The following is an 18975-nucleotide window of genomic DNA, read 5'->3' as shown; positions in this document are numbered from 1 at the left end:
CGCCAGGAGCGCGAACGATCGATACTTCCAGGCGAATCGGATTGCGCGAACCCGTCACCAGGCGTAGTGTCGCCCGCCGTGACTGAAGAAAGTCGGGGCGCGTCCGAAGAGACGCCGATCGCCAAACGCATCCTGATCGGCGACCCGCTCACCACGGAAGAGCTCGAGGGGCAACTGCTCCCGAAGAAGATGGCACTGCCGATCTTCGCCTCCGACGCACTCTCCTCGGTCGCCTACGCGCCGCAGGAGCTGCTGATGATCCTGCTGATCGGCGGGACCGCTTTTCTGGCGTTCAGCCCCTGGGTCGCCGCGGCCGTCGTCGCCCTCCTGATCGTCGTGGTGCTCAGCTATCGCCAGCTGATCAAGGCATACCCCTCCGGCGGCGGCGACTACGAAGTCGCGCGGACGAACCTGGGCGAGAAGTCCGGCGTCGTGGTGGCTTCGGCGCTGCTCGTCGACTACATCCTCACGGTCGCCGTCTCGGTGGCCTCCGGCGTCGACAACATCATCTCCGCGCTCCCGGGACTCAACCCCTGGCGTGTCGAGCTCGCGGTCGGCTTCGTCGTCCTCATCATCGTCGTGAACCTCCGGGGTGTCCGCGAAGCATCCCAGGCCTTCGCGATCCCCACCTACGTGTTCATCGCGTCGGTGGCGATCATGATCGTCACCGGGCTCGTCCGCTGGGGGCTGGGCGACACACCGGTCGCGGCGAGCGCGCAGTACGCCGTCGAGGCGCAGGACCTCACACAGGCCGCCGTCATCCTGTTGATCCTCCGAGCCTTCTCGAGTGGATGCTCGGCCCTCACCGGCGTCGAGGCCGTCAGCAACGGCGTACCCGCGTTCCGGCAGCCGAAGGTGCAGAACGCCCAGACCACGCTCGTGTTGATGGGCAGTGTCGCGATCCTGCTGTTCGCGGGGCTCACGACCCTCGCGCTCGTCACCGGCGTGCACTACGCAGAGAACCCCTGCCATTTGATCGGTTTCGACTGCACGAACCCGCAGCCGAGCCTCATGGCCCAGGTCGCCGCCGCGACCTTCGGTGCCGGGTCGATTCCGTTCTTCATCATCCAGGCGGCGACCGCCTGTGTGCTCCTCCTCGCGGCCAACACGGCCTTCAACGGTTTCCCGCTGCTGGGTTCGGTGCTCGCCCGCGACGGTTACGCGCCGAAGGCCCTCAACACCCGCGGTGACCGGCTTGTCTTCTCGAACGGCATGATCATCCTCGGCCTCGCCGCCGCGATCGTCCTGATCGTGTACCAAGCGCAGCTGACGACCCTCATCCAGCTCTACATCATCGGTGTGTTCGTGTCGTTCTCGCTCGGCCAGATCGGCATGGTCAAGCACTGGCGGCGGGAGCTCCGCTTCGTGAAGGGAGCCGAGCGGCGCGAGGCCCAGATCGGGCTCGCGATCAACTCACTCGGCGCGTCGTTCACGGTGCTCGTGCTCTTGATCGTCACCGTCACGAAGTTCACGCACGGCGCCTGGCTCGTCTTCCTCGCCATTCCGGTCCTCTCGATCCTGATGATCGGCGTGAACCGTTACTACCGCGATGTCAGCCACGAGACCGAGATGGACGACAGCGTCCACTACGGTTCGACCGGCGATGTCGCGATCGTCCTGGTGAACCGCCTGCAGAAGCCTGTCGCGAAGGCGGTCGACTACGCGCTGGCGGCCAAGCACAGCAAGACCATCGCGGTCCACATCGCCGTGACTCAGGAAGAAGCCGACGCCGTGCAGGCCGATTGGGAGCTGCACGACATGCCGATCACGCTCCTGACGATCGAGTCGCCGTACCGGCAATACGCGCGTCCGCTCTCCGAGTTCATCGCCCAGTACCGCCAGAAGCACGGCTCGTCGATCGTGACGGTGTACCTGCCGCAGTACATCGTCGGTCACTGGTGGGAGAGCCTGCTGCACAACCGCCGCGCCCGGCGCATCGCACAGCAGCTCATGCTCGTCCACGGCGTCTCGATCACCCTCGTGCCGTGGCTCCTCGACTCGTCCGAGCTGATCTACGGTCGGCGCTCGCGCCCGCTCCCCGGCGACGACCGCGCGGGCCGCATCACCTCCTACGGCCTGGTCGCCCACACCGACGACGAGCCCTGACCCGGACCCCCGGCGTGCCGCGGGGCGTAGCCTAGACAGGTGAGCACTGCGAACCCCGAGACCGCTGCGCCGAGACTGGATGCCGCACGCCTCCGCGCGGACTTCCCGATCCTGCGCGTCGACGTCAACGGGCATCCGCTCGTCTACCTCGACTCGGCCGCGACCAGTCAGAAGCCGACCGCCGTGCTCGATGCCGAGCGTGACTTCCTCACCCACGCCAACGCGGCCGTCCACCGCGGCGCGCACACGCTCGCCGGCGAGGCGACCGATCTGTTCGAAGACGCCCGCGCGACGGTCGCCGGGTTCGTCGGCGCAGCCCCGGAGCAGCTCGTCTGGACGAGCGGCGCGACGATGGGCCTCAACCTCGTCGCCTACTCGATCGGCAACGCGACGCTCGGCCGCGCCCCGTCACGCTTCGCCCTCCAGCCCGGCGATGAGATCGTGACGACCGCGATCGAACACCACGCGAACCTCATCCCGTGGCAAGAGCTCGCCGCGCGGACCGGCGCTGTGCTCCGCCACATCCCCGTCCGCGACGACGGCACGCTCGACCTCGACGCCGCCGCCGCGCTCATCGGCGAGCGCACCCGCATCGTCGCCTTCACGCACGTCTCCAACGTGCTGGGAATCGTGAACCCCGTCGCCGCGCTCATCGCTCTCGCACAGACACACGGCGCGCTGACGGTGATGGATGCCTGCCAGTCCGCCCCGCACCTGCCCCTCGACCTCCCCGCCCTCGGCGTCGATCTCGCCGTTTTCAGCGGTCACAAAATGCTCGGCCCCTACGGCGTCGGCGGGCTCTACGGCCGGACCGACGTGCTCGAGGACCTCCCGCCGTTCCTCACCGGCGGGTCGATGATCACGACCGTGAGCCTCGAGGCCGCCGAATACCTTCCGCCGCCCCAGCGCTTCGAAGCCGGCACCCAGCCGATCGGTCCGGCGATCGGCCTGGCAGCCGCGGTCCAGTACCTGGATGCCGTGGGACTGGAGCAGATCCACGCGCACGAGATCGCGCTGGCCGACCGGATGGGAGAGGCGCTCCGCGAGATCCCCGGCATCCGTCTGCTCGGCGATGCCGCCGGCGTGGAACGCGTCGGGCTCTGGTCGTTCGACGTCGACGGCGTCCACGCGCACGACGCCGGTCAATATCTCGACTCGCTCGGCATCGCCGTGCGCGTCGGGCACCACTGCGCGGCCCCACTGCACCGCCGATTCGGCATGACCGCATCGGTGCGTGCCTCGGCGGCCCTGTACAACACCGACGACGACATCGAACGGTTCATCGATGCCGTCCGCGGCATCCGTCCCTACTTCGGAGCTGGATCATGAGCGATCTCGACACCCTGTACCGCGAGCTGATCCTCGATCACTCCAAGCATCCCCAGCACTTCGGGCTCGCCGACGAAGAAGGCGCGTCGGCGACGTCGCATCAGCGCAACCCCGTGTGCGGTGACGAGATCACGCTGCGCGCGCGGGTCGCGACTGACGGTGAGACGATCCGCGACGTGACGTGGGAGGGGTCAGGCTGCTCGATCTCGCAAGCCTCGGCCTCGATGCTCTCCGACCTGATGGACGGCGTCACCCGCGACGAGGCGCGCACCCTCATCGAGGGCTTCCGCGAAGCGCTCCGCTCGCGCGGGCAGCTCGATCTCGACGAAGACGTCTACGGGGATGCGGCCGCGCTCACCGGTGTCTCGAAGTTCTCGGCTCGGGTCAAGTGCGCAATGCTCGCGTGGGTCGCCCTCGAAGACGCCCTGGTGCGCGCATGACGGCATCCGTTCCGCACGTCGTGATCGTCGGTGCCGGTTTCGCCGGCATCAGCGCGGCGCGGGCGCTCCGGAAGGCGCCCGTGCGGATCAGCCTCATCGACCGCCGCGTGTACAACACATTCCAGCCGCTGCTCTACCAGGTCGCCACCGGCGGGCTGAACCCGGGCGACGTGACGCATTTCCTCCGGAGCCTGCGGGTGCGCCAGCCGAACCTCGATGTCATCCACGAGCATTTGATGGAGATCGATACGGCGGGCCGTACGGTGCGGATGCTGGATGGCCAGAAGATCGCCTACGACTACCTCGTGCTCGCGAACGGCGTCACGACGGCGTATCACGGCACGCCCGGCGCGAAGGAGAACTCGTTCGCCGTGTACTCGCGGTCGCAGGCACTCGCGATCCGCGACACCCTGTTCACCCGCCTCGAGCGCGCGACCCAGCAGGGCGACCGACGCAAAGGGCTCAGCGTCGTCGTGATCGGTGGCGGCGCGACGGGTGTCGAGATGGCCGGCGCCCTCGCCGAGCTCCGCGACCAAGGGCTCGAGCCGGCGTATCCCGAGCTCGAGGGCAACGCCTTCCGCATCACCCTGCTGCAACGGGGTGACGAGATCCTGAAGCCGTTCGCCCCGACGCTGCGGCGCTACGCGCTGGATGAACTGCGTCGCCGCGACGTCGAGCTCCGGCTCGGTACCGGTGTCGCCGAGGTGCGCCCCGACAGCGTCGTGCTCGCCGATGGGACCGTGCTCCCGTCGGAGTTGACGGTGTGGGCCACCGGCGTCGCGCCGCACGAGGAAGTGCGCCAGTGGGACCTGCCATTGGATAAGGGCGACCGCATCCGGGTGGGCGCCGATCTTCAGGTCGACGGCCTTCCCGGAATCTTCGCGGCGGGTGACGTGGCCGTCGCGCCGCAGGATCTTCCGCAGTTGGCGCAGCCGGCGATCCAGGGTGGCGAGCACATCGCGCGGCAGATCCAGCGGCTGATCTCCGGCTCGGGCACGGTCCCGTTCGAGTACCACGACAAGGGTCAGCTCGCCATCATCGGTCGCCGCTCCGCGGTCGGCGAGGTCCCCGGCATCGCGAACCTTCCGGTGCTCCGCCGCATCCCGGGGATCAGTCGCATCCCGCTCTTCCGAAAGCTCATCACCCTGACGGGGATCACGGCCTGGTTCGCGTGGCTGTTCGTGCACATCACGAGCTTGCTCGGCCCGCGCAACAAGGTCATGGTGATGGTGGGCCTGCTCGTCCGCTACGGCTTCCGGCTGTATCGGACCCCGGTGCCGATCGTGGGCGATGTTCCTGCTATCCGCCCGTCGAAGGCTCAGCGCTTGCGCCGACCGCCGGCAACGCCCGCGGCGCAGGCTGACGCTGCGGCCGTGCCGGTGAGCCCCGAGCCGGGTCGCTGACTCTCACCTCCGCGCTGGTTCAGGCGGCGAGAACAGACTCCAACCGTGCGTAGGACGTCTCCATGCCCTCAGTCATGCCCGTCGCGAGGATCATGTCGCGCATGTCCTTGTCGGCATATTCGATCACCAGAGTCAGCAGCGTCGCGCCGTCCTCTTCGTACAGCTGCAGGTCATTGAGGGTGCCAGGGGCATCCATCCCGATCATCCGCTCGGTCGTCACGGCGCGCCACGTCGGCTCACTCAGCACGGTTTCGCCTTCGAAGCCGAAGCGCGTGGATTCGTCATCGCCCTGCTGCCACATGTAGCGATAGGTCTCGCCGAGCTCGCACTCGACCATCTGCCATCCGTCCGGGCCCAGCAGCCACTGGCGCATGAGCTCCGGCTCGTGGTGCGCACGCCAGACCAGCTCGCGCGGCCCCTCGATGAGCCGCGTGATGCGGACGTGCTGGTCGTCGAGCAGCTCGGTGCGGGTGCCCTTGCCCTGTGCGTACTCCCGGAGAGAGAGCAGGACCGCGTCGAGCTGATTCATCGCCATGCGCGAGCCTTCGATCGCGCCCATCGCGACGACCTGATCGAGCGCCTCGGCCGACGTGAAGTAGGTGACATTCGTCAGGCGCGCGCCGGCATCCGTCGCGGCGAAGGAGAAGGTCATGCGCATCGCCGGGAACGCTTCCATCGGATTGCCGTCGGCGTCGACGAACGAGTCGAGCACCTCGAAGCCGGTGCCGTCGGTCACCGAGAGCACCTCCCACGCGCCGCGGGACGATTCACCCTGGGGGCCCGTCATCGCATAGTCGACGCGCCCGCCGGGGCGCAGATCGAACGCCTCGAAGCGTGCCGGCCAGCCCGGAGGTCCCCAGAAGCGCTCGAACTGGCGCGGGTCGGTGAATGCAGCCCAGAGGCGACTCACCGGTGCCGCGAAGTCGGCGGTAAGGGTCATGGTGAGGTTCTCGGCGTCGGTCGAGATGTCGGTGACGGGCATGTCAGTCTCCAGTCGTGGGTGGTGTCGGATCGGCGAGCAGCGCGTCGAGACGATCGATGCGCTGTCGCCACAGGTCTTCGTAGCGGGCCAGAAGCGCCCGAGCGCGGGCGATCATGGTCGGGTCGGCGCGGACGAGGCGCTCGCGCCCCTCGGCCCGCTTGATGATGAGGTGCGCCGCCTCGAGCACGGCGACGTGTTTCTGAACGGCCGCGAAGGACATGTCGTACTCCGCCGCGAGAGCGGACACGGACTGCTCCTCCACGAGCGTGCGGCGCAGGATGTCGCGCCGCGTCGCCGCGGCGAGAGCGTGAAAGAGACGGTCTGTGTCGTCATCGCTCAGCTCGGTCTTCTGTGGGAATCGTTCTACAACCATTTGGTTGTAAGTTAGGGCGACGGATGCCGGTTGTCAACCCCCTCCTTGTCGGGAACGCGTTGAGATGACACAAGCCCGCTTTATGTGACACAGGCAGGAATCGGGGTGACACAAAGTGTCACGAGACCCTCGGTCGGAGTCGTTTACGTTGAGGCTCGCCCAGGCCTATTGGGAGAGTTGGTGGTCGAGTCGGTCAAGTAGTGCTTCGAGGGACACTTCGAATTCTTCTTGGCTTCGGTCTTCGCTGAGTAGGGCGCGGAGGCGTTTGACTTCGGGGGCGTCGTCGAGGGAGATGTTGCCGTCGTGTTGGGGGAGGTCGGCGTCGCCTTCGTCGAGGGGTTCTTCGACGGGTCCGGTTCGTGCGCCGCGGACGGCTGCCTCAAGGAGCAGCTGCCCGAGAAGGAAGCTGCTGAACGATCGGTAGGCGCCGACGGCCTGCGCGTCGGTAAATCCTTGTCCGATCAGGGCGGTGAGGAAGGTGTTCACCACCTGGATGCTGCGAAGCGGCGGTCTCAGCCAGGGTGCGGCGGGGTGTCGGGTAGCCACGAGTGGGAATGCCAGGGGGTGCTCGGTGGCGATGCGGCGTACGCCGTGGGCAACCGCCTGCAAGAAAGGCTGCCAGTGCTGCCCGGATTCTTTCTCAAGGGTGACGGTGAGGTCAGCCATCAGGAGCGCGACCACCCCTTCGAGGAGGTCTTCCTTGCCGTGCACGTAGCGGTAGAGCGCCATCGCTTCCACGTTGAGTTGCTGGCCGAGTGACCTCATCGACAGGCCCTGCGCCCCGGATCGGTCGATCATCTCCAGCGCGCTGTGAATGATCAGTTCGCGGCTGAGCTTCGGGGTACCAGGGGCGTTCGCTCTCTTACTCACAGGTGTCCTCCTGTGTCAATCCTCCCCCGAAAATGAGCAACAAGCACCACACTTACGGTGTAAACACATCTGTTCGCGTAGAGAGATGCCACAACATACGCCGACTGGTTCGGTTCCATGTGGCTGTGCGCTCGCGCGCTCACTATAGAGGAAGGCAGCGTTCGTGTCAGATCACCGTGGAAGCAGTTCGGCGAATCGTCGCGATATGCCGGCGGAGTCAAAGAATTCCGATACGGCGGCTTATTCGGTGAGCGCAGGCGATACAGCCCGGGAACAGGTTGTGGAGCGGGAAAAGGCGCGGTTTGGCGGGATGAAGTTCGGTTCGGCGTTCTTTGGGTGGTTGACCGCCACCGGAACCGCCGTCATCCTGACCGCGGTCCTCGCCGCCACCGGTACCGCTGTCGGTCTGGGTAGTGAAGTAAACCCTAACGAGGTGGCGGAGGCCGCAGCCGAGAACGCCGGCACCGTCGGAGTCGTCGGCGCCATCGTCCTAGGTGTGATCCTCCTGATCGCCTACTTCTGCGGCGGGTATGTCGCCGGGCGAATGGCGCGGTTCGACGGGGTGAAGCAGGGCGTCGCGGTCTGGTTGTGGGCGCTCATCGTCGCCGCGGTGCTCGCGGTTCTCACGGCCGTGGCGGGAGCGCAGTTCAACATCCTCGGCTCCCTGAACAGCTTCCCCCGGATTCCCATCAATGAAGGCAGCCTCACCGCCGCCAGCATCGTCACCGTGATCGTCGCGGCCGTCCTCGCCCTGGTCGGGGCGATCGTGGGCGGTGCCACGGGTATGCGGTACCACCGTCGCGTTGACAAGGCCGGCCTGGGCCGCTGACCCACCACCACCCCTGACGTCCCGGGCGCCCGTTCTGGGAGGAAAGAGAAGCATCACCATGATTGACACCAACAGAATCAACGACCTCATCGGCGCGGACGCGTATGGCAGCGACGACGAGAAAATCGGATCGGTCGAACAGGTCTACCTGGACGACCAGACGCAGGAGCCCACCTGGGTGACCATCAAGACCGGACTGTTCGGCACCTCGGAGTCCTTCGCCCCTCTGCAGGACGCGGCGTTCGACGGGAACCGGGTGCGGGTCGCGTACCCGAAGGACATGGTCAAGGAAGCGCCCCGGATCTCCAGCGACGGGTCCATCACCCGTGAAGAAGAAGCCTCGCTGTATCACTACTACGGCAACGAGACCCCTGCCCCAGCGACCCAGCTGTACGACCAGGACGCTGACGGTCGAATCGACGGTGCGGTAGGGACAGGCCGTGACGATGCGGGCGAAGGGTACGACACGTCCGGGCCGAACACCGATGACGCGATGACGCGCTCCGAGGAGCAGCTGCACGTCGGCACGGAGAAGGTCGAAACCGGCCGTGCCCGGCTGCGCAAGTACATCGTCACCGAACAGGTCACCCAGACCGTCCCGGTCAGTCACGAGGAGATCACCGTCACCCGCGAACCCATCACCGACGCCAACATCGGCGACGCGCTGAGCGGCGGGGAACTCACCGAGGAAGAGCACGAAGTGATCCTCACCGGGGAGCGGGCGGTCACCAGCAAGGAGACCGTGCCCGTTGAACGGGTGAGCCTGGGCACCGAGACGGTGACCGAGCAGCAGCAGGTGAGCGCAGACGTGTCCCACGAAGAGATCGAACTGGTCCACCCGCAGAACGACGCGCAGCCCGAGTCGGATTCTTCGAGGTAGACCCCCGATTGTCGTGCCGGTCAGTTTCAGAGCGGGCTCCTGACCGGCACGACCCCACCCATCTGAGCCCGCCGTAACCAACCGAAGTCACCCTGACACCCTCGAGCCCACTCGGTGTGCGTCAATCACCCATCTGAAAGAGAGTCACCCATCATGAATTTCCTCCAAGCACTGCAAGGCGCCCTCGCGGCGGTAATCGCGTTCGTCCCACTCGCCCTGCTATTCCTGCTCATCCTGATCGTCGGCCTCATCGTCGCGAAGCTCATCTCCAAGGGCCTAGAGAAACTGCTCGAGAAGGTCGGGTTCGACCGGCTCGTCGAGCGCGGCGGGATCAAGAAGGCGCTGGCGAAGTCGAAGCTCGACGCCTCGGACATCGTCGGAAAGATCGTGTACTACACGCTCGTGCTGTTCGTTCTGCAGTTCGCGTTCGGGGTGTTCGGCCCCAACCCGGTCAGCGACCTGCTGGAAGGCATCATCGGGTTCCTGCCGAAGATCATCGTCGCGATCATCATCGTCGTGATCGCGGCGGCCATCGCCGCCGGCGCTAAGGGTCTCATCCAGAACACCCTGGGCGGCCTGTCGTACGGGAAAATCCTGGCCAACATCGTCGCGATTTTCATCCTGTTCCTCGGTGTCACGGCCGCGCTGAACCAGATCGAGGTCGCCACCACGGTCACCACCCCGATCCTCATCGCCGTGCTCGCGATCATCGCCGGAGTCATCATCGTCGGCGCCGGTGGCGGACTGATCAAGCCGATGCAGCAGCGCTGGGAAGCGATGCTGACCAAGGCCGAAGAAGAGGCGCCGAAAATCCAGCAAGAAGCCAAGAACGCGCCCAGTGTCGCCGAGCAGGCCCAGCAGGCCAAGGCGCGGGTGCAGAACGCGACCAGCAACCAGCCGCAGCGCCCGCCGCTGCCGCCGCGCAACTGACCCGCCCGTAGTACCCGGGTGCGCTGACTCCGCCGTGAGCGGGGTCAGCGCACCCGTCACCCGTAGGAGAGGAACCCCATGATCCGCACGTTGCTCCGCTTTGCCCCCATCATCTTCCCTGTGGCCGTGAAGCTCTTCCGATCCCGGAAAGCGAACAGGCCCCGCCCGCAGAATCCCCGGCGATGATCCTTCCCGCCGACCACACCCCTGTCACCGCGGTGGTGCGGCAGGAACAGATCCTGCACGTCACCACCGAGACCGTCCCGCGTGAGATCGTGCGGATCGAGAAGTACATCGTCACGGAACGGCGCACCATCACCGCCGATGTGCGCCGCGAAGAGCTCCGCATCACGCGCACCCCGATCACCGATCCGGATCAGTTCCGCTCGCGCACGCACAGCGACCCGACTCCGCCGCTGACGATCGTCCTGCATGAAGAGCAACTCACCCTCACCACGGCCACCGTCCCCGTGGAAACCGTCACGGTACGCGTGACCCCCATTCTGGGCGAGCATCGCGTGGAGGACATCGTCCGGCGCGAAGAGATCAACGTTGTCGAGCACCGCTCCGCCAGCGAGCACCCATCGGACCGTGCCGCCGAATAACCCCCGGAAAAACCGGACCCCGCGAACGCTGCGTCATCGCGTTCTTCGGCGTCCGCGGCGTCGGATCCCTGTTCTACATCGCCTACGCCACCCAAAACGGATACTTCCCCGACGGCGACCGACTCTGGTCCATCGTCGGCCTCGTCATCGTCGGCTCCATCATCATCCACGGCCTCGCCGCCACCCCCACCATGCGGCTCATCGACGCCACCCGCCACCGAGTCACCCGCCGACGCGGCGGCGACCACACCGACATCGCCACCACACCCGTCTGAACAGACCGGCCCGCGGCAACTACTGCCTGCGCTCCGCGCAACGCAAGGTCTACCGGCGGCCTCACGTGGGCGCCGACACCCCAGTACTGCGGATCAGGGCAACCGCGCGAGCGGGGCCTCCCGCACGAACCTCCGCTGCCACGGAGTCTCAACCGCCCCGCGGCGATACGCAGCACGAACCCAGGCCACCGCCGCCTCGGCCGGCACACCGTCATACCGGGCAAGGATGGCAATAGCCGTCCCCGTCCGCCCCCGCCCGCCCGCACAAGCGATCTCCACTCGCTCCGTCAAAGATCGGTCGTACGCATCCCGAAGGGCCGCGATCGCGTCTGAGGGAAACCTGGGGATCCGGAAATCCGGCCACATGAGCCACCGCGACTCCCACCTCTCCTGGTGCGGGTGCGAGGTGAGATACAGACCAAAGCTTGGTGCGTCCCCGTCACCGACAGCCCCATCACTCAGTGCTCGTCCACGCACGGCTCGGCCGCTGGGCAGAACCACCACCCCGCGCTGAGCCGGCGACCACGATTCCACACCATCATCCTCGCCGAAAAGCTTCACGCGCATCCACACCCCAGAAAGTGTCACGACAAGAAGACCCCGAGTGTCCGAAACGATGCCATTTCGCGTGACATCTAATGTCACTTCACCGTGATTCCGACACCTCCTGTGAGGGCACACGCTAAACGAGTCGTAGGCGTGGAGGCCGGGAATTTCCGCGTGCTGTCTCCCAGGCGCGCACGGTCTCGAGGTAGGGGCGTGTCCATTCGGGGAGCTCATCGGTGTCGCGTCCGAGTTCACCCCATGTGTTCGGTCCGTCCCTGTACCCGAGTCCCTCGTCTCCGCCGAGCGTTCCGTCGACACGAACCCGCGTGCCGTCAATGAACACGTGCAGAGCTCCGGTTGAGTCATGCGCGTGCCGGTGCTCGACACGCAGCACCCGCGGACAAGCCACCAGCCGACGTCGCCGGGCTTCCATCCTCACAACATCAGGCAACCCTGCCGGCAGCTTCCAGGAGTACACAACGTCGCAGCGCTCGACCGTCACGCATCCCATCCACCTCAACATCACCGCTCATGACTCGCCCACCGGTGACCAGCGTGCACAACGACAACGGTCAGTACGTCATCGTGGATGCGGTACAGCACACGGTAGTCCCCGGTTCGCACCCGCCATTCTGGGCGTCCAGTGAGCTTCTTCGCCGCCGGAGGCCGCGGGTCCTCAGCGAGCAATTCGACAACAGCCTGAACCCGACGCTTCGCCTCGGGAGGAAACTTCTTGATCGCTCTCGTTGCGATAGGGAGAACCTGGATCTGATAGGTCACGGGACCAGACCGAGGTCACGCTTGACGTCGTCCCACGGAACCGGCGTCTCACCCAACTTCTCCGTCTCATCCCACGCCGCGTCCACCGCGCGGATGTCCGCGAGCTCCTCAGCATCCTCCAGCAACTGCTCCAACTGACCCGCATCCACAACGGCTGCGACAGGCCGGTTCCGACGAGTCAGGTACACCGGCTCGGTGCGGGCCTCGTCGATGATGGACGCCAACCGGCCACGCGCCTCAGTGATAGCAATCTGGCTCATACCACCAGCCTACCCTTTATCGAGCAGAACGTACGTAATAGTGGTGGAGCCCGCTTCTCGCACTCGTGGCGTTGTGACGTCGACCACGACAATTCGGGAGCCGGACGCGAGAAGCGACGCCAGGGATCGAGCATCACTGTTCACGGGCGTTGGCGAACGCGGTCTCGGCGTAGCGGCGGTGTGGGTCGAACGTCGCGAGATCGGCAACGCCGCCGTTACCAATGCTCTCCGCGTTTCGACGCTGCTGACAGAGATCTGGGGGAGCGAGCAGGTCGCCGACACGGGCTACTTGCGGCTCTACATGTCGCAGCTGCGGAAGAAACTCGCGCCGAGCGCGGGGGCTCAGGCGGCGCAGGGCACGCAGGTGACCGCGTCCGGCCGGATTTCCAGGCGTGCGGGCGGGATCTCCCGACCGCAGCGTGCGCAGATCCCGTAGGTGCCGGCATCCAGGCGTGCGAGTGCAGCCGTCAGCGCGGTGCGCTCGGCCACCGTTGCCCGGCGCAACGCATCGATCCGCTGCCACTCGCCCGAGAGGGTCGAGCCCTCGGGGTCGTGTTCGTCGTCGGCCGTCGCATCGGCGCGATCCGCGCGGATGCTGTCGTCGTCGCGCCGGAGGCGTGCGAGCACGGCGTCGAGCTCGCGCATCCGCTCCTCGAGCACCGATCGATCCATCCTCCGAGGCTACGCGCGGATCACGGCAGAGCGGCCGTGTCAACCGGGTTCACGGGGGCGGCGCGCGAGGCGGATGCTGGATTCTCACGAAAGGAGTCGCCATGTCCGACCCCCAGCCCCCGCAGGTGCCGCAGCCGCCCGAGCCGCCGCAGGCGCCTGCCGACGAGCAGTCCGCCGACAGCGACGGAATGCCGACCACCACCCAGCTGGAAGAACCCAGCACCGAAAAGCCGGTTGACGAAGAGCCGAAGGCCCCGGACGGCGGGTCGAGCGACACCGGCGAGCCGAGCCACGAGGCGACCGGGATCGGCGTGGTCGACTGACGCGTGCCCGCGTCTCCTGAAATGTGGGCGCAGATCGTCGTGTCCGCGGCAGATCGCGACGATCTGCGCCATCCATTTCGTGCATCCGGATGCCGGCTGTCCCCCATCTAGAATGGTGCGTATCCCCGGCACCCGAGTCTTTGGAGTTCAGCCGCGTGAGCACCCCCACCATCCCCGTCGCCGACACCGTCGAGAACGCCGTCGCCACTCCGGAGAAAGAGCAGCCCTACGGTGCGCTCGGCCTGAAGAGCGACGAGTACGCGCAGATCAAGACGATCCTCGGCCGCCGCCCCACCTCCGGTGAGCTCGCGATGTACTCCGTCATGTGGAGCGAGCACTGCTCGTACAAGTCGTCGAAGATCTACCTCCGCCGCTTCGGCGAGAAGGTCACCGACGAGATGAAGACCCGGCTCATGGTCGGCATGGGCCAGAACGCCGGTGTCGTCGACGTCGGCGAGGGCTGGGCGGTGACCTTCAAGGTCGAGTCGCACAACCACCCGAGCTACATCGAGCCGTTCCAGGGCGCCGCGACCGGCGTCGGCGGCATCGTCCGCGACATCATCTCGATGGGTGCCCGTCCGGTCGCGATCATGGACCAGCTGCGCTTCGGCGCGATCGACCACCCCGACACGGCCCGGGTCGTGCACGGCGTGACGAGCGGCATCAGCTTCTACGGCAACTGCCTGGGCCTGCCCAACATCGGCGGCGAAACCGTCTTCGACGCCGTCTACCAGGGCAACCCGCTCGTCAACGCGCTCGCGGTCGGCGTCATGCGGCACGAAGACATCAAACTCGCCAACGCCACCGGCGCCGGCAACAAGGTCGTGCTCTTCGGTGCACGCACGGGTGGTGACGGCATCGGCGGTGCGTCGATCCTCGCGTCCGACACCTTCGCCGACGGCGGTCCGACCAAGCGTCCCGCCGTGCAGGTCGGCGACCCGTTTGCCGAGAAGGTGCTCATCGAATGCTGCCTCGAGCTGTATCAGGGTGAGCTCGTCGAAGCCATCCAAGACCTCGGTGCCGCGGGCATCTCGTGCGCGACGAGCGAGCTGGCCGCCAACGGCGGCAGCGGCATGCGCGTCGACCTCGAGAACGTGCTTCTCCGCGACCCGACGCTGACGCCCGAAGAGATCCTGATGAGCGAAAGCCAGGAGCGCATGATGGCGATCGTGGCGCCCGAGAAGCTCGAGGCGTTCCTCGCGGTCGTCGGCAAGTGGGACGTCGAGACCAGCGTTCTGGGCGAAGTGACCGGCGACGGCCGCCTGCAGATCTTCTGGCACGGCGAGCAGATCGTCGACGTCGACCCCTCCACCGTCGCCGTCGACGGGCCGGTGTACGAACGCCCGGTCGCCTACCCGACCTGGATCGATGCGCTCCGCGAGGACTCGGCATCCGCCCTGCCCCGGACGGATGACCCCGACACGCTGCGCCGACAGTTCCTTCAGCTCGTGGCGAGCCCGAACCTCGCCGACACGTCCTGGATCACCAACCAGTACGACTACTACGTCATGGGCAACACCGCCCTCAGCTTCCCCGACGATGCCGGCATGATCCGCGTCGACGAGGAAAGCGGCCTGGGCTTCGCGATCGCGACGGACTGCAACGGACGTTTCTGCCAGCTCGACCCGTACGCCGGCGCGCAGCTGGCCCTCGCCGAGGCGTACCGCAACGTCGCCGTCACCGGCGCGGTTCCCACCGCCGTGACCGACTGCCTGAACTTCGGCAGCCCGGAAAACCCCGAGGTCATGTGGCAGTTCGGCCAGGCCGTCGACGGTCTCGCCGACGCATGCCTCGAACTCGGCGTCCCGGTCACCGGCGGCAACGTGAGCTTCTACAACCAGACCGGCGACACCCCGATCTTCCCGACCCCGGTCGTGGGCGTGCTCGGGATCATCGACGACGTCGCCCGCCGCATCCCGTCGGGCTGGCAGGATGCCGGCGAGAACATCTACCTTCTCGGCGTCACCGCCACCGAACTCAGTGGCTCGGCCTGGGCCGGCACGATCCACGGCCACCTCGGCGGGCGCCCGCCGGCCGTCGACCTCGGCCAGGAGAAGCGGCTCGCCGAGCTCATCCACGCCGCATCGCAGCAGGAGCTCGTCTCGTCGGCGCACGACCTCTCCGAGGGCGGCCTCGGTCAGGCTCTCGCCGAGGGTGTCATGCGCTTCGGCGTCGGCGCGCGCGTCTGGCTGCGCGAAATCATGGAGCGTGACGGGGTGGATGCCGCGACCGCGCTGTTCAGCGAATCCACCGGTCGGGTGATCGTCTCGGTGCCCCGTGAGGAGGACGTGAAGTTCCGCGGCCTCTGCGAGGGTCGCGGCTACCCGGTGCTCCGCATCGGTGTGACCGATCCTGGGCCCACGCGGTCAGAGGCTCCGCGCGCCGCGTCAGCGGCGGGTGGAGAGACCGTGGGGACTGCGGACGGCGACGAAGCGGCCCTCGAAGTGCAGGACGTGTTCACCCTGACCGTGTCGGAGCTTCGCGGCACCTCGCAGGCGACGCTCCCGAGCGTGTTCGGCGCCACCGTCACCGAACCCGTAGGCTGAGCGCCATGACCGATCAGGACGAGTACGCCGGCATGAACGAAGCGCGCACGCGCCGCACTCGCGTCATCGCGTGGGTGGTGATCGTCTCGCTCATCCTCGTCGGTGGCGGTGCGACGGTCCTCGCTCTGCTCTTCGGCTGAGTCCCCGAGCTCGGGGACGCTTCTCAGCGGTGGCGACTAGCATGACGCTGTGGATCCGCTTTGGGCGATTGTCGCCGAGTTCTGGTGGATGGGGCCGACGGTGATCGGCGCCGGCGCCCTCGGTTTCCTCGGCCTGCGCCAGCAACGAACGGTGCGCGCCCGCAAACTGGAGTACGACGCTGCGCGTGACGACCTTCGCCGCGAACGCCTGCACGCGACGAGCACCCGGATGGACGTCCGCGTCACACGCGCCGAACTCGCGCGTGTTCAGGCGGAGCGTTTCGCCGGTCGCGCCGACACGGCAGCTGTCGGCGCCGCACGCCACGCTCTCGATCGCGCCCAACGCGAAGCGCGCGCGGCGGCCGCGGCGGTCCGCGCCCGGAGGGCCCACGTCAGCGCGGCCCGCGCCGCGTTGCCCGCGGCGACCCGGGATCCGGCATCCCTTCCCCTGGCCAAACTCATGAGCACCCACGATGCGATCACCGCACAATGGATGCAGTACGAGACCGACCCCGCCAAGCTCATCGCCTTCCCGACGATGAGTGACGGGCGGGTTCCCTTGACCGCCGCGTTCCTCGCGGACGCCCGCGGAGCACAAGAGTTGCGACCCGCGACGGCGCAGACGCGGATGACGACAGCGCAGTTCTCGGCGTATCGCGATGCCGTCCACCGCCTGCAAGTGGCGTTCGACGCCGCCGAAGCGGATGCGTGGCGGCGCGCGCGGACGGCCGGAACCGCGCCGGCGGGTCCGGGCCCGGATGCCCCCGGCGCACCGCATTGGACGGTCATGGCCCAGACGCTGACGGATACCCTGCTGGCCCGCTCGGCCGAAGCACTCGCGCGCGCGACCGGGCAGAGCCGCTCCGCCGCGCCATCGGCCGCGTATGAGCCGGCCCCGCCCGCCGCCGCCGCCGAGAAGACTGCGCCGGCTGCCGAACCGGAGGCTCCCCCCGCCGACCCGCAGACGCCGCCGAAGAGCCGCGACACGCCCATCTGGCCCATCCCGCGACGCGGTGGGCCGCGCACATGACCGAGATCCTGCAGTTCCTCGGGAGCTACTGGTGGCTCGCGTTTCCGCTCGCCGGCATCGGCGCGGGCGTGTTCCGTCGGTTCGAGCACCTGTCCGCCGAGCGTCACAAGCGGCGGCTGGAAGTCATCAAGGCCCAGGGAGAGTTACGCGCGGTTCGCATGGATGCCGGCCAGGACCCTCAGCCCATCACCCGCCCGTCTCCGCTTCCCGACCAGCTGACGAAGCTCTTCGCGACTCATGATGCGATCACGGCCCGCTGGCTCGAGTACGAACTCGACGTCGCGCGCCTCATCGCCTTTCCCACCATGAGCGACGGTCGTCAGGATCTCACCGCCGCGTTCCTGCGCGCCAAGAAGGTCGCCGACTCGCTGCGCCCGGCATCCGCAGACACGAAAGTGACCGCCGACCAGGTCTCGGAGTACCGCGCGGCCGTGACGGAGTACGAGGTCTCCTTCGATCTGGCCGAGCGCGATGCGCGGCGTGTGCGCGATTCGCAGTTCAGCGAGGTCGAGCGCAAGCGCCTCAAGACCGCCCAGCAGCTGCTCGCCGTGGCGGTCGACCAGTCGGCGACCCCCGCCGAGCGGCAGGTCGCGTACCGCCGCGTGCGCGACGAGGTCGACGGGCTCCTCTCCATCTCGGATGAAGCGGTCGACCTCCTCGAACAGAAGGTGGCGCTGCAGCTCGAGCCGGGTCGCACCGCAACGGGAGAACGGGGCCCGGCTTCCGCCGAACCCCGTTCTTGACCGACCGTGATCAGGACGTGAGTGAGTCGACCCACTCCTGGTTCTCGGCGATCCACTCCTGCACGACGGGACCGTAGTCGTCACCATCGAAGGCGTTGAACATCGCGTCCTCGAGCGAGTACAGCGTGTCGCTGGGCATCTCGAAGTTCGAGATCCACTCGTGCACCTCGGGGAAGTCCTCGGCGAACGACGTCGCGGCGACCGAGTGGATGCCTTCGGCGTCTCCCAAGAGGCCCTTCGGGTCTTCGAGGTCCTTGATCGGGAAGGCGTTGTACGCCCAGTGGGGGCGCCACATCGTGATGGCGATGTTCTCACCGGCATCCGTTGCGGTCTTGAGCTCGGCAAGCATGGCCGGGGTCGACGACTCGATGAGCTCCATGCCCTCCAGGCCATAGCCCGGCACGACCTCATCGCCCGTGATACGCATGAGGCCCGACCCGGGCTCGATGCCGACGATGCGGTTGCCGAAGTCGGCGGATGCCGCCGCGAGCTCCTCGAGCGAATCGATCGGGGCGTCTTCATTCACCGCGATGGTGAGCTTCGCCTCGTCGTTCCAGGCGCCGAGGTCTTCGACGTCGTCGCCATACTGCTCCATGTAGTCGGCATGCGTGATCGGCAGCCACGTGTCGAGCACGAGGTCGAAGTCACCGCCGGCGAGGCCCTGGTAGACGGGGGCGACGTCGGCGTACGTGAGCTCGACGTCGTAGCCCTTCTCCTGGAGGATCTCCTGCCAGAGATACGACGCGGCGATGCCCTCGTCCCATCCGTTGAACACGGCGATCTCGATCGGGCGGTCTGCGGCGCCTCCGTCCGCGCTGCCGCTGTCGTCGCTCGTGCCGGCGCAGCCGGCGAGCGCGAGGGTGGCCGCGCCCGCCAGGGCGACGGCGCTCAGGATGCTGCTTCTCTTGGTCAT

Annotated in this window: 21 protein-coding genes and 1 pseudogene; 14 read left to right on the top strand and 8 right to left on the bottom strand. The window is 67.3% G+C overall.

From position 1 onward, the window contains the following. Positions 1–78 precede the first annotated feature (78 nt). Genes Q0653_RS06930 through Q0653_RS06915 form a run of 4 tightly spaced genes read left to right on the top strand, consistent with a single transcriptional unit; the run spans position 79 to position 5278 of the window. Positions 79–2106: an APC family permease gene (locus Q0653_RS06930; RefSeq protein ID WP_298943715.1), complete on the top strand. Its 2028-nt coding sequence runs from the start codon at positions 79–81 to the stop codon at positions 2104–2106. Between the two features lie 39 nt (positions 2107–2145). Further along, entirely contained in the window at positions 2146–3435 is a 1290-nt protein-coding gene (locus tag Q0653_RS06925) for a SufS family cysteine desulfurase (RefSeq protein WP_298943713.1), read from the top strand. Further along, on the top strand, positions 3432–3875 hold the full coding sequence (sufU, locus tag Q0653_RS06920; RefSeq protein ID WP_298742978.1) for a Fe-S cluster assembly sulfur transfer protein SufU: 444 nt from the start codon (positions 3432–3434) through the stop codon (positions 3873–3875). The genes Q0653_RS06925 and sufU overlap by 4 nt, the downstream gene beginning before the upstream one ends. Continuing rightward, positions 3872–5278, top strand: coding sequence for an NAD(P)/FAD-dependent oxidoreductase (locus Q0653_RS06915; RefSeq protein WP_298742976.1), 1407 nt, complete (start codon positions 3872–3874; stop codon positions 5276–5278). Before sufU ends, Q0653_RS06915 begins: the two co-directional genes overlap by 4 nt. Positions 5279–5297: 19 nt before the next feature. On the opposite strand, the gene Q0653_RS06910 is transcribed toward Q0653_RS06915, so the two are convergent. From Q0653_RS06910 to Q0653_RS06900, 3 genes are all read right to left on the bottom strand, one after another. Further along, a complete protein-coding gene (locus Q0653_RS06910) occupies positions 5298–6260 on the bottom strand; it encodes an SRPBCC family protein (RefSeq protein ID WP_298943711.1) in 963 nt (320 codons plus the stop codon). A gap of 1 nt (position 6261) precedes the next feature. Next, complete coding sequence (locus Q0653_RS06905) at positions 6262–6633, bottom strand: helix-turn-helix domain-containing protein (RefSeq protein WP_298943709.1); 372 nt, start codon at positions 6631–6633, stop codon at positions 6262–6264. A 165-nt stretch (positions 6634–6798) separates the two neighbouring features. Further along, positions 6799–7503, bottom strand: a complete 705-nt coding sequence (locus Q0653_RS06900; protein WP_298943707.1) for a TetR/AcrR family transcriptional regulator C-terminal domain-containing protein — start codon at positions 7501–7503, stop codon at positions 6799–6801. 310 nt (positions 7504–7813) lie between these two features. Between Q0653_RS06900 and Q0653_RS06895 the strand changes: the two genes are divergently transcribed. The 4 genes from Q0653_RS06895 (at position 7814) to Q0653_RS06880 (ending at position 10747) form a co-directional block, all read left to right on the top strand. Continuing rightward, positions 7814–8332, top strand: coding sequence for a hypothetical protein (locus tag Q0653_RS06895; RefSeq protein WP_366521967.1), 519 nt, complete (start codon positions 7814–7816; stop codon positions 8330–8332). 58 nt (positions 8333–8390) lie between these two features. Then, a complete protein-coding gene (locus Q0653_RS06890) occupies positions 8391–9212 on the top strand; it encodes a PRC and DUF2382 domain-containing protein (RefSeq protein ID WP_298943703.1) in 822 nt (273 codons plus the stop codon). Between the two features lie 153 nt (positions 9213–9365). Further along, positions 9366–10142: a hypothetical protein gene (locus tag Q0653_RS06885; RefSeq protein ID WP_298943702.1), complete on the top strand. Its 777-nt coding sequence runs from the start codon at positions 9366–9368 to the stop codon at positions 10140–10142. 182 nt (positions 10143–10324) lie between these two features. Further along, positions 10325–10747 carry a DUF2382 domain-containing protein gene (locus Q0653_RS06880; RefSeq protein ID WP_298943700.1) on the top strand — a complete coding sequence of 141 codons (423 nt, stop codon included), beginning with the start codon at positions 10325–10327 and terminating at the stop codon, positions 10745–10747. Between the two features lie 368 nt (positions 10748–11115). On the opposite strand, the gene Q0653_RS14055 is transcribed toward Q0653_RS06880, so the two are convergent. The 3 genes from Q0653_RS14055 to Q0653_RS06870 all read right to left on the bottom strand — a co-directional run bounded on the left by Q0653_RS14055 (position 11116) and on the right by Q0653_RS06870 (position 12608). Next, entirely contained in the window at positions 11116–11589 is a 474-nt protein-coding gene (locus Q0653_RS14055) for a protein-tyrosine phosphatase family protein (protein ID WP_366521966.1), read from the bottom strand. A 501-nt stretch (positions 11590–12090) separates the two neighbouring features. Further along, positions 12091–12348 (bottom strand): type II toxin-antitoxin system RelE/ParE family toxin, encoded by a 258-nt coding sequence (locus Q0653_RS06875; protein WP_298943698.1) that lies wholly within the window; start codon positions 12346–12348, stop codon positions 12091–12093. Continuing rightward, positions 12345–12608, bottom strand: coding sequence for a type II toxin-antitoxin system Phd/YefM family antitoxin (locus Q0653_RS06870; RefSeq protein WP_298943697.1), 264 nt, complete (start codon positions 12606–12608; stop codon positions 12345–12347). Before Q0653_RS06870 ends, Q0653_RS06875 begins: the two co-directional genes overlap by 4 nt. Before the next feature lie 241 nt (positions 12609–12849). On the opposite strand from Q0653_RS06870, the pseudogene Q0653_RS06865 reads away from it, so the two are divergent. Then, positions 12850–13044, top strand: a pseudogene (locus Q0653_RS06865) (hypothetical protein); the annotation flags it as partial. Here Q0653_RS06865 and Q0653_RS06860 read toward each other — a convergent pair. Further along, positions 12951–13280, bottom strand: a complete 330-nt coding sequence (locus Q0653_RS06860; protein ID WP_298742956.1) for a TraR/DksA C4-type zinc finger protein — start codon at positions 13278–13280, stop codon at positions 12951–12953. The pseudogene Q0653_RS06865 and the gene Q0653_RS06860 overlap by 94 nt on opposite strands. A gap of 101 nt (positions 13281–13381) precedes the next feature. Between Q0653_RS06860 and Q0653_RS06855 the strand changes: the two genes are divergently transcribed. The 5 genes from Q0653_RS06855 to Q0653_RS06835 all read left to right on the top strand — a co-directional run bounded on the left by Q0653_RS06855 (position 13382) and on the right by Q0653_RS06835 (position 18062). Further along, on the top strand, positions 13382–13603 hold the full coding sequence (locus Q0653_RS06855; RefSeq protein WP_298943696.1) for a hypothetical protein: 222 nt from the start codon (positions 13382–13384) through the stop codon (positions 13601–13603). 155 nt (positions 13604–13758) lie between these two features. Next, entirely contained in the window at positions 13759–16149 is a 2391-nt protein-coding gene (gene purL / locus Q0653_RS06850; RefSeq protein WP_298943694.1) for a phosphoribosylformylglycinamidine synthase subunit PurL, read from the top strand. A gap of 5 nt (positions 16150–16154) precedes the next feature. After that, on the top strand, positions 16155–16289 hold the full coding sequence (locus tag Q0653_RS06845) for a hypothetical protein (RefSeq protein ID WP_298742950.1): 135 nt from the start codon (positions 16155–16157) through the stop codon (positions 16287–16289). 49 nt (positions 16290–16338) lie between these two features. Next, positions 16339–17319, top strand: coding sequence for a hypothetical protein (locus Q0653_RS06840; protein ID WP_298943692.1), 981 nt, complete (start codon positions 16339–16341; stop codon positions 17317–17319). Further along, entirely contained in the window at positions 17316–18062 is a 747-nt protein-coding gene (locus Q0653_RS06835; protein ID WP_298943690.1) for a hypothetical protein, read from the top strand. The genes Q0653_RS06840 and Q0653_RS06835 overlap by 4 nt, the downstream gene beginning before the upstream one ends. Before the next feature lie 10 nt (positions 18063–18072). Here Q0653_RS06835 and Q0653_RS06830 read toward each other — a convergent pair whose 3' ends face one another. Continuing rightward, positions 18073–18975, bottom strand: a complete 903-nt coding sequence (locus Q0653_RS06830) for a glycine betaine ABC transporter substrate-binding protein (protein WP_298742946.1) — start codon at positions 18973–18975, stop codon at positions 18073–18075.

Origin of the sequence: uncultured Microbacterium sp., from assembly GCF_947488465.1 — a bacterium.
Lineage (GTDB): Bacteria > Actinomycetota > Actinomycetes > Actinomycetales > Microbacteriaceae > Microbacterium.
This window is presented reverse-complemented; position numbering and strand designations above follow the sequence as displayed.

What these genes read in the sequence shown, in the direction of transcription:
- sufU (WP_298742978.1), top strand. Translation starts at nt 3,432, where the DNA reads ATGAGCGATCTCGACACCCTGTACCGCGAGCTGATCCTCGATCACTCC.
- Q0653_RS06915 (WP_298742976.1), top strand. Translation starts at nt 3,872, where the DNA reads ATGACGGCATCCGTTCCGCACGTCGTGATCGTCGGTGCCGGTTTCGCC.
- Q0653_RS06910 (WP_298943711.1), bottom strand. Translation starts at nt 6,260, where the DNA reads ATGCCCGTCACCGACATCTCGACCGACGCCGAGAACCTCACCATGACC.
- Q0653_RS06905 (WP_298943709.1), bottom strand. Translation starts at nt 6,633, where the DNA reads ATGGTTGTAGAACGATTCCCACAGAAGACCGAGCTGAGCGATGACGAC.
- Q0653_RS06895 (WP_366521967.1), top strand. Translation starts at nt 7,814, where the DNA reads ATGAAGTTCGGTTCGGCGTTCTTTGGGTGGTTGACCGCCACCGGAACC.
- Q0653_RS06890 (WP_298943703.1), top strand. Translation starts at nt 8,391, where the DNA reads ATGATTGACACCAACAGAATCAACGACCTCATCGGCGCGGACGCGTAT.
- Q0653_RS06885 (WP_298943702.1), top strand. Translation starts at nt 9,366, where the DNA reads ATGAATTTCCTCCAAGCACTGCAAGGCGCCCTCGCGGCGGTAATCGCG.
- Q0653_RS06880 (WP_298943700.1), top strand. Translation starts at nt 10,325, where the DNA reads ATGATCCTTCCCGCCGACCACACCCCTGTCACCGCGGTGGTGCGGCAG.
- Q0653_RS14055 (WP_366521966.1), bottom strand. Translation starts at nt 11,589, where the DNA reads ATGCGCGTGAAGCTTTTCGGCGAGGATGATGGTGTGGAATCGTGGTCG.
- Q0653_RS06870 (WP_298943697.1), bottom strand. Translation starts at nt 12,608, where the DNA reads ATGAGCCAGATTGCTATCACTGAGGCGCGTGGCCGGTTGGCGTCCATC.
- Q0653_RS06860 (WP_298742956.1), bottom strand. Translation starts at nt 13,280, where the DNA reads ATGGATCGATCGGTGCTCGAGGAGCGGATGCGCGAGCTCGACGCCGTG.
- Q0653_RS06855 (WP_298943696.1), top strand. Translation starts at nt 13,382, where the DNA reads ATGTCCGACCCCCAGCCCCCGCAGGTGCCGCAGCCGCCCGAGCCGCCG.
- Q0653_RS06845 (WP_298742950.1), top strand. Translation starts at nt 16,155, where the DNA reads ATGACCGATCAGGACGAGTACGCCGGCATGAACGAAGCGCGCACGCGC.
- Q0653_RS06835 (WP_298943690.1), top strand. Translation starts at nt 17,316, where the DNA reads ATGACCGAGATCCTGCAGTTCCTCGGGAGCTACTGGTGGCTCGCGTTT.
- Q0653_RS06830 (WP_298742946.1), bottom strand. Translation starts at nt 18,975, where the DNA reads ATGACCAAGAGAAGCAGCATCCTGAGCGCCGTCGCCCTGGCGGGCGCG.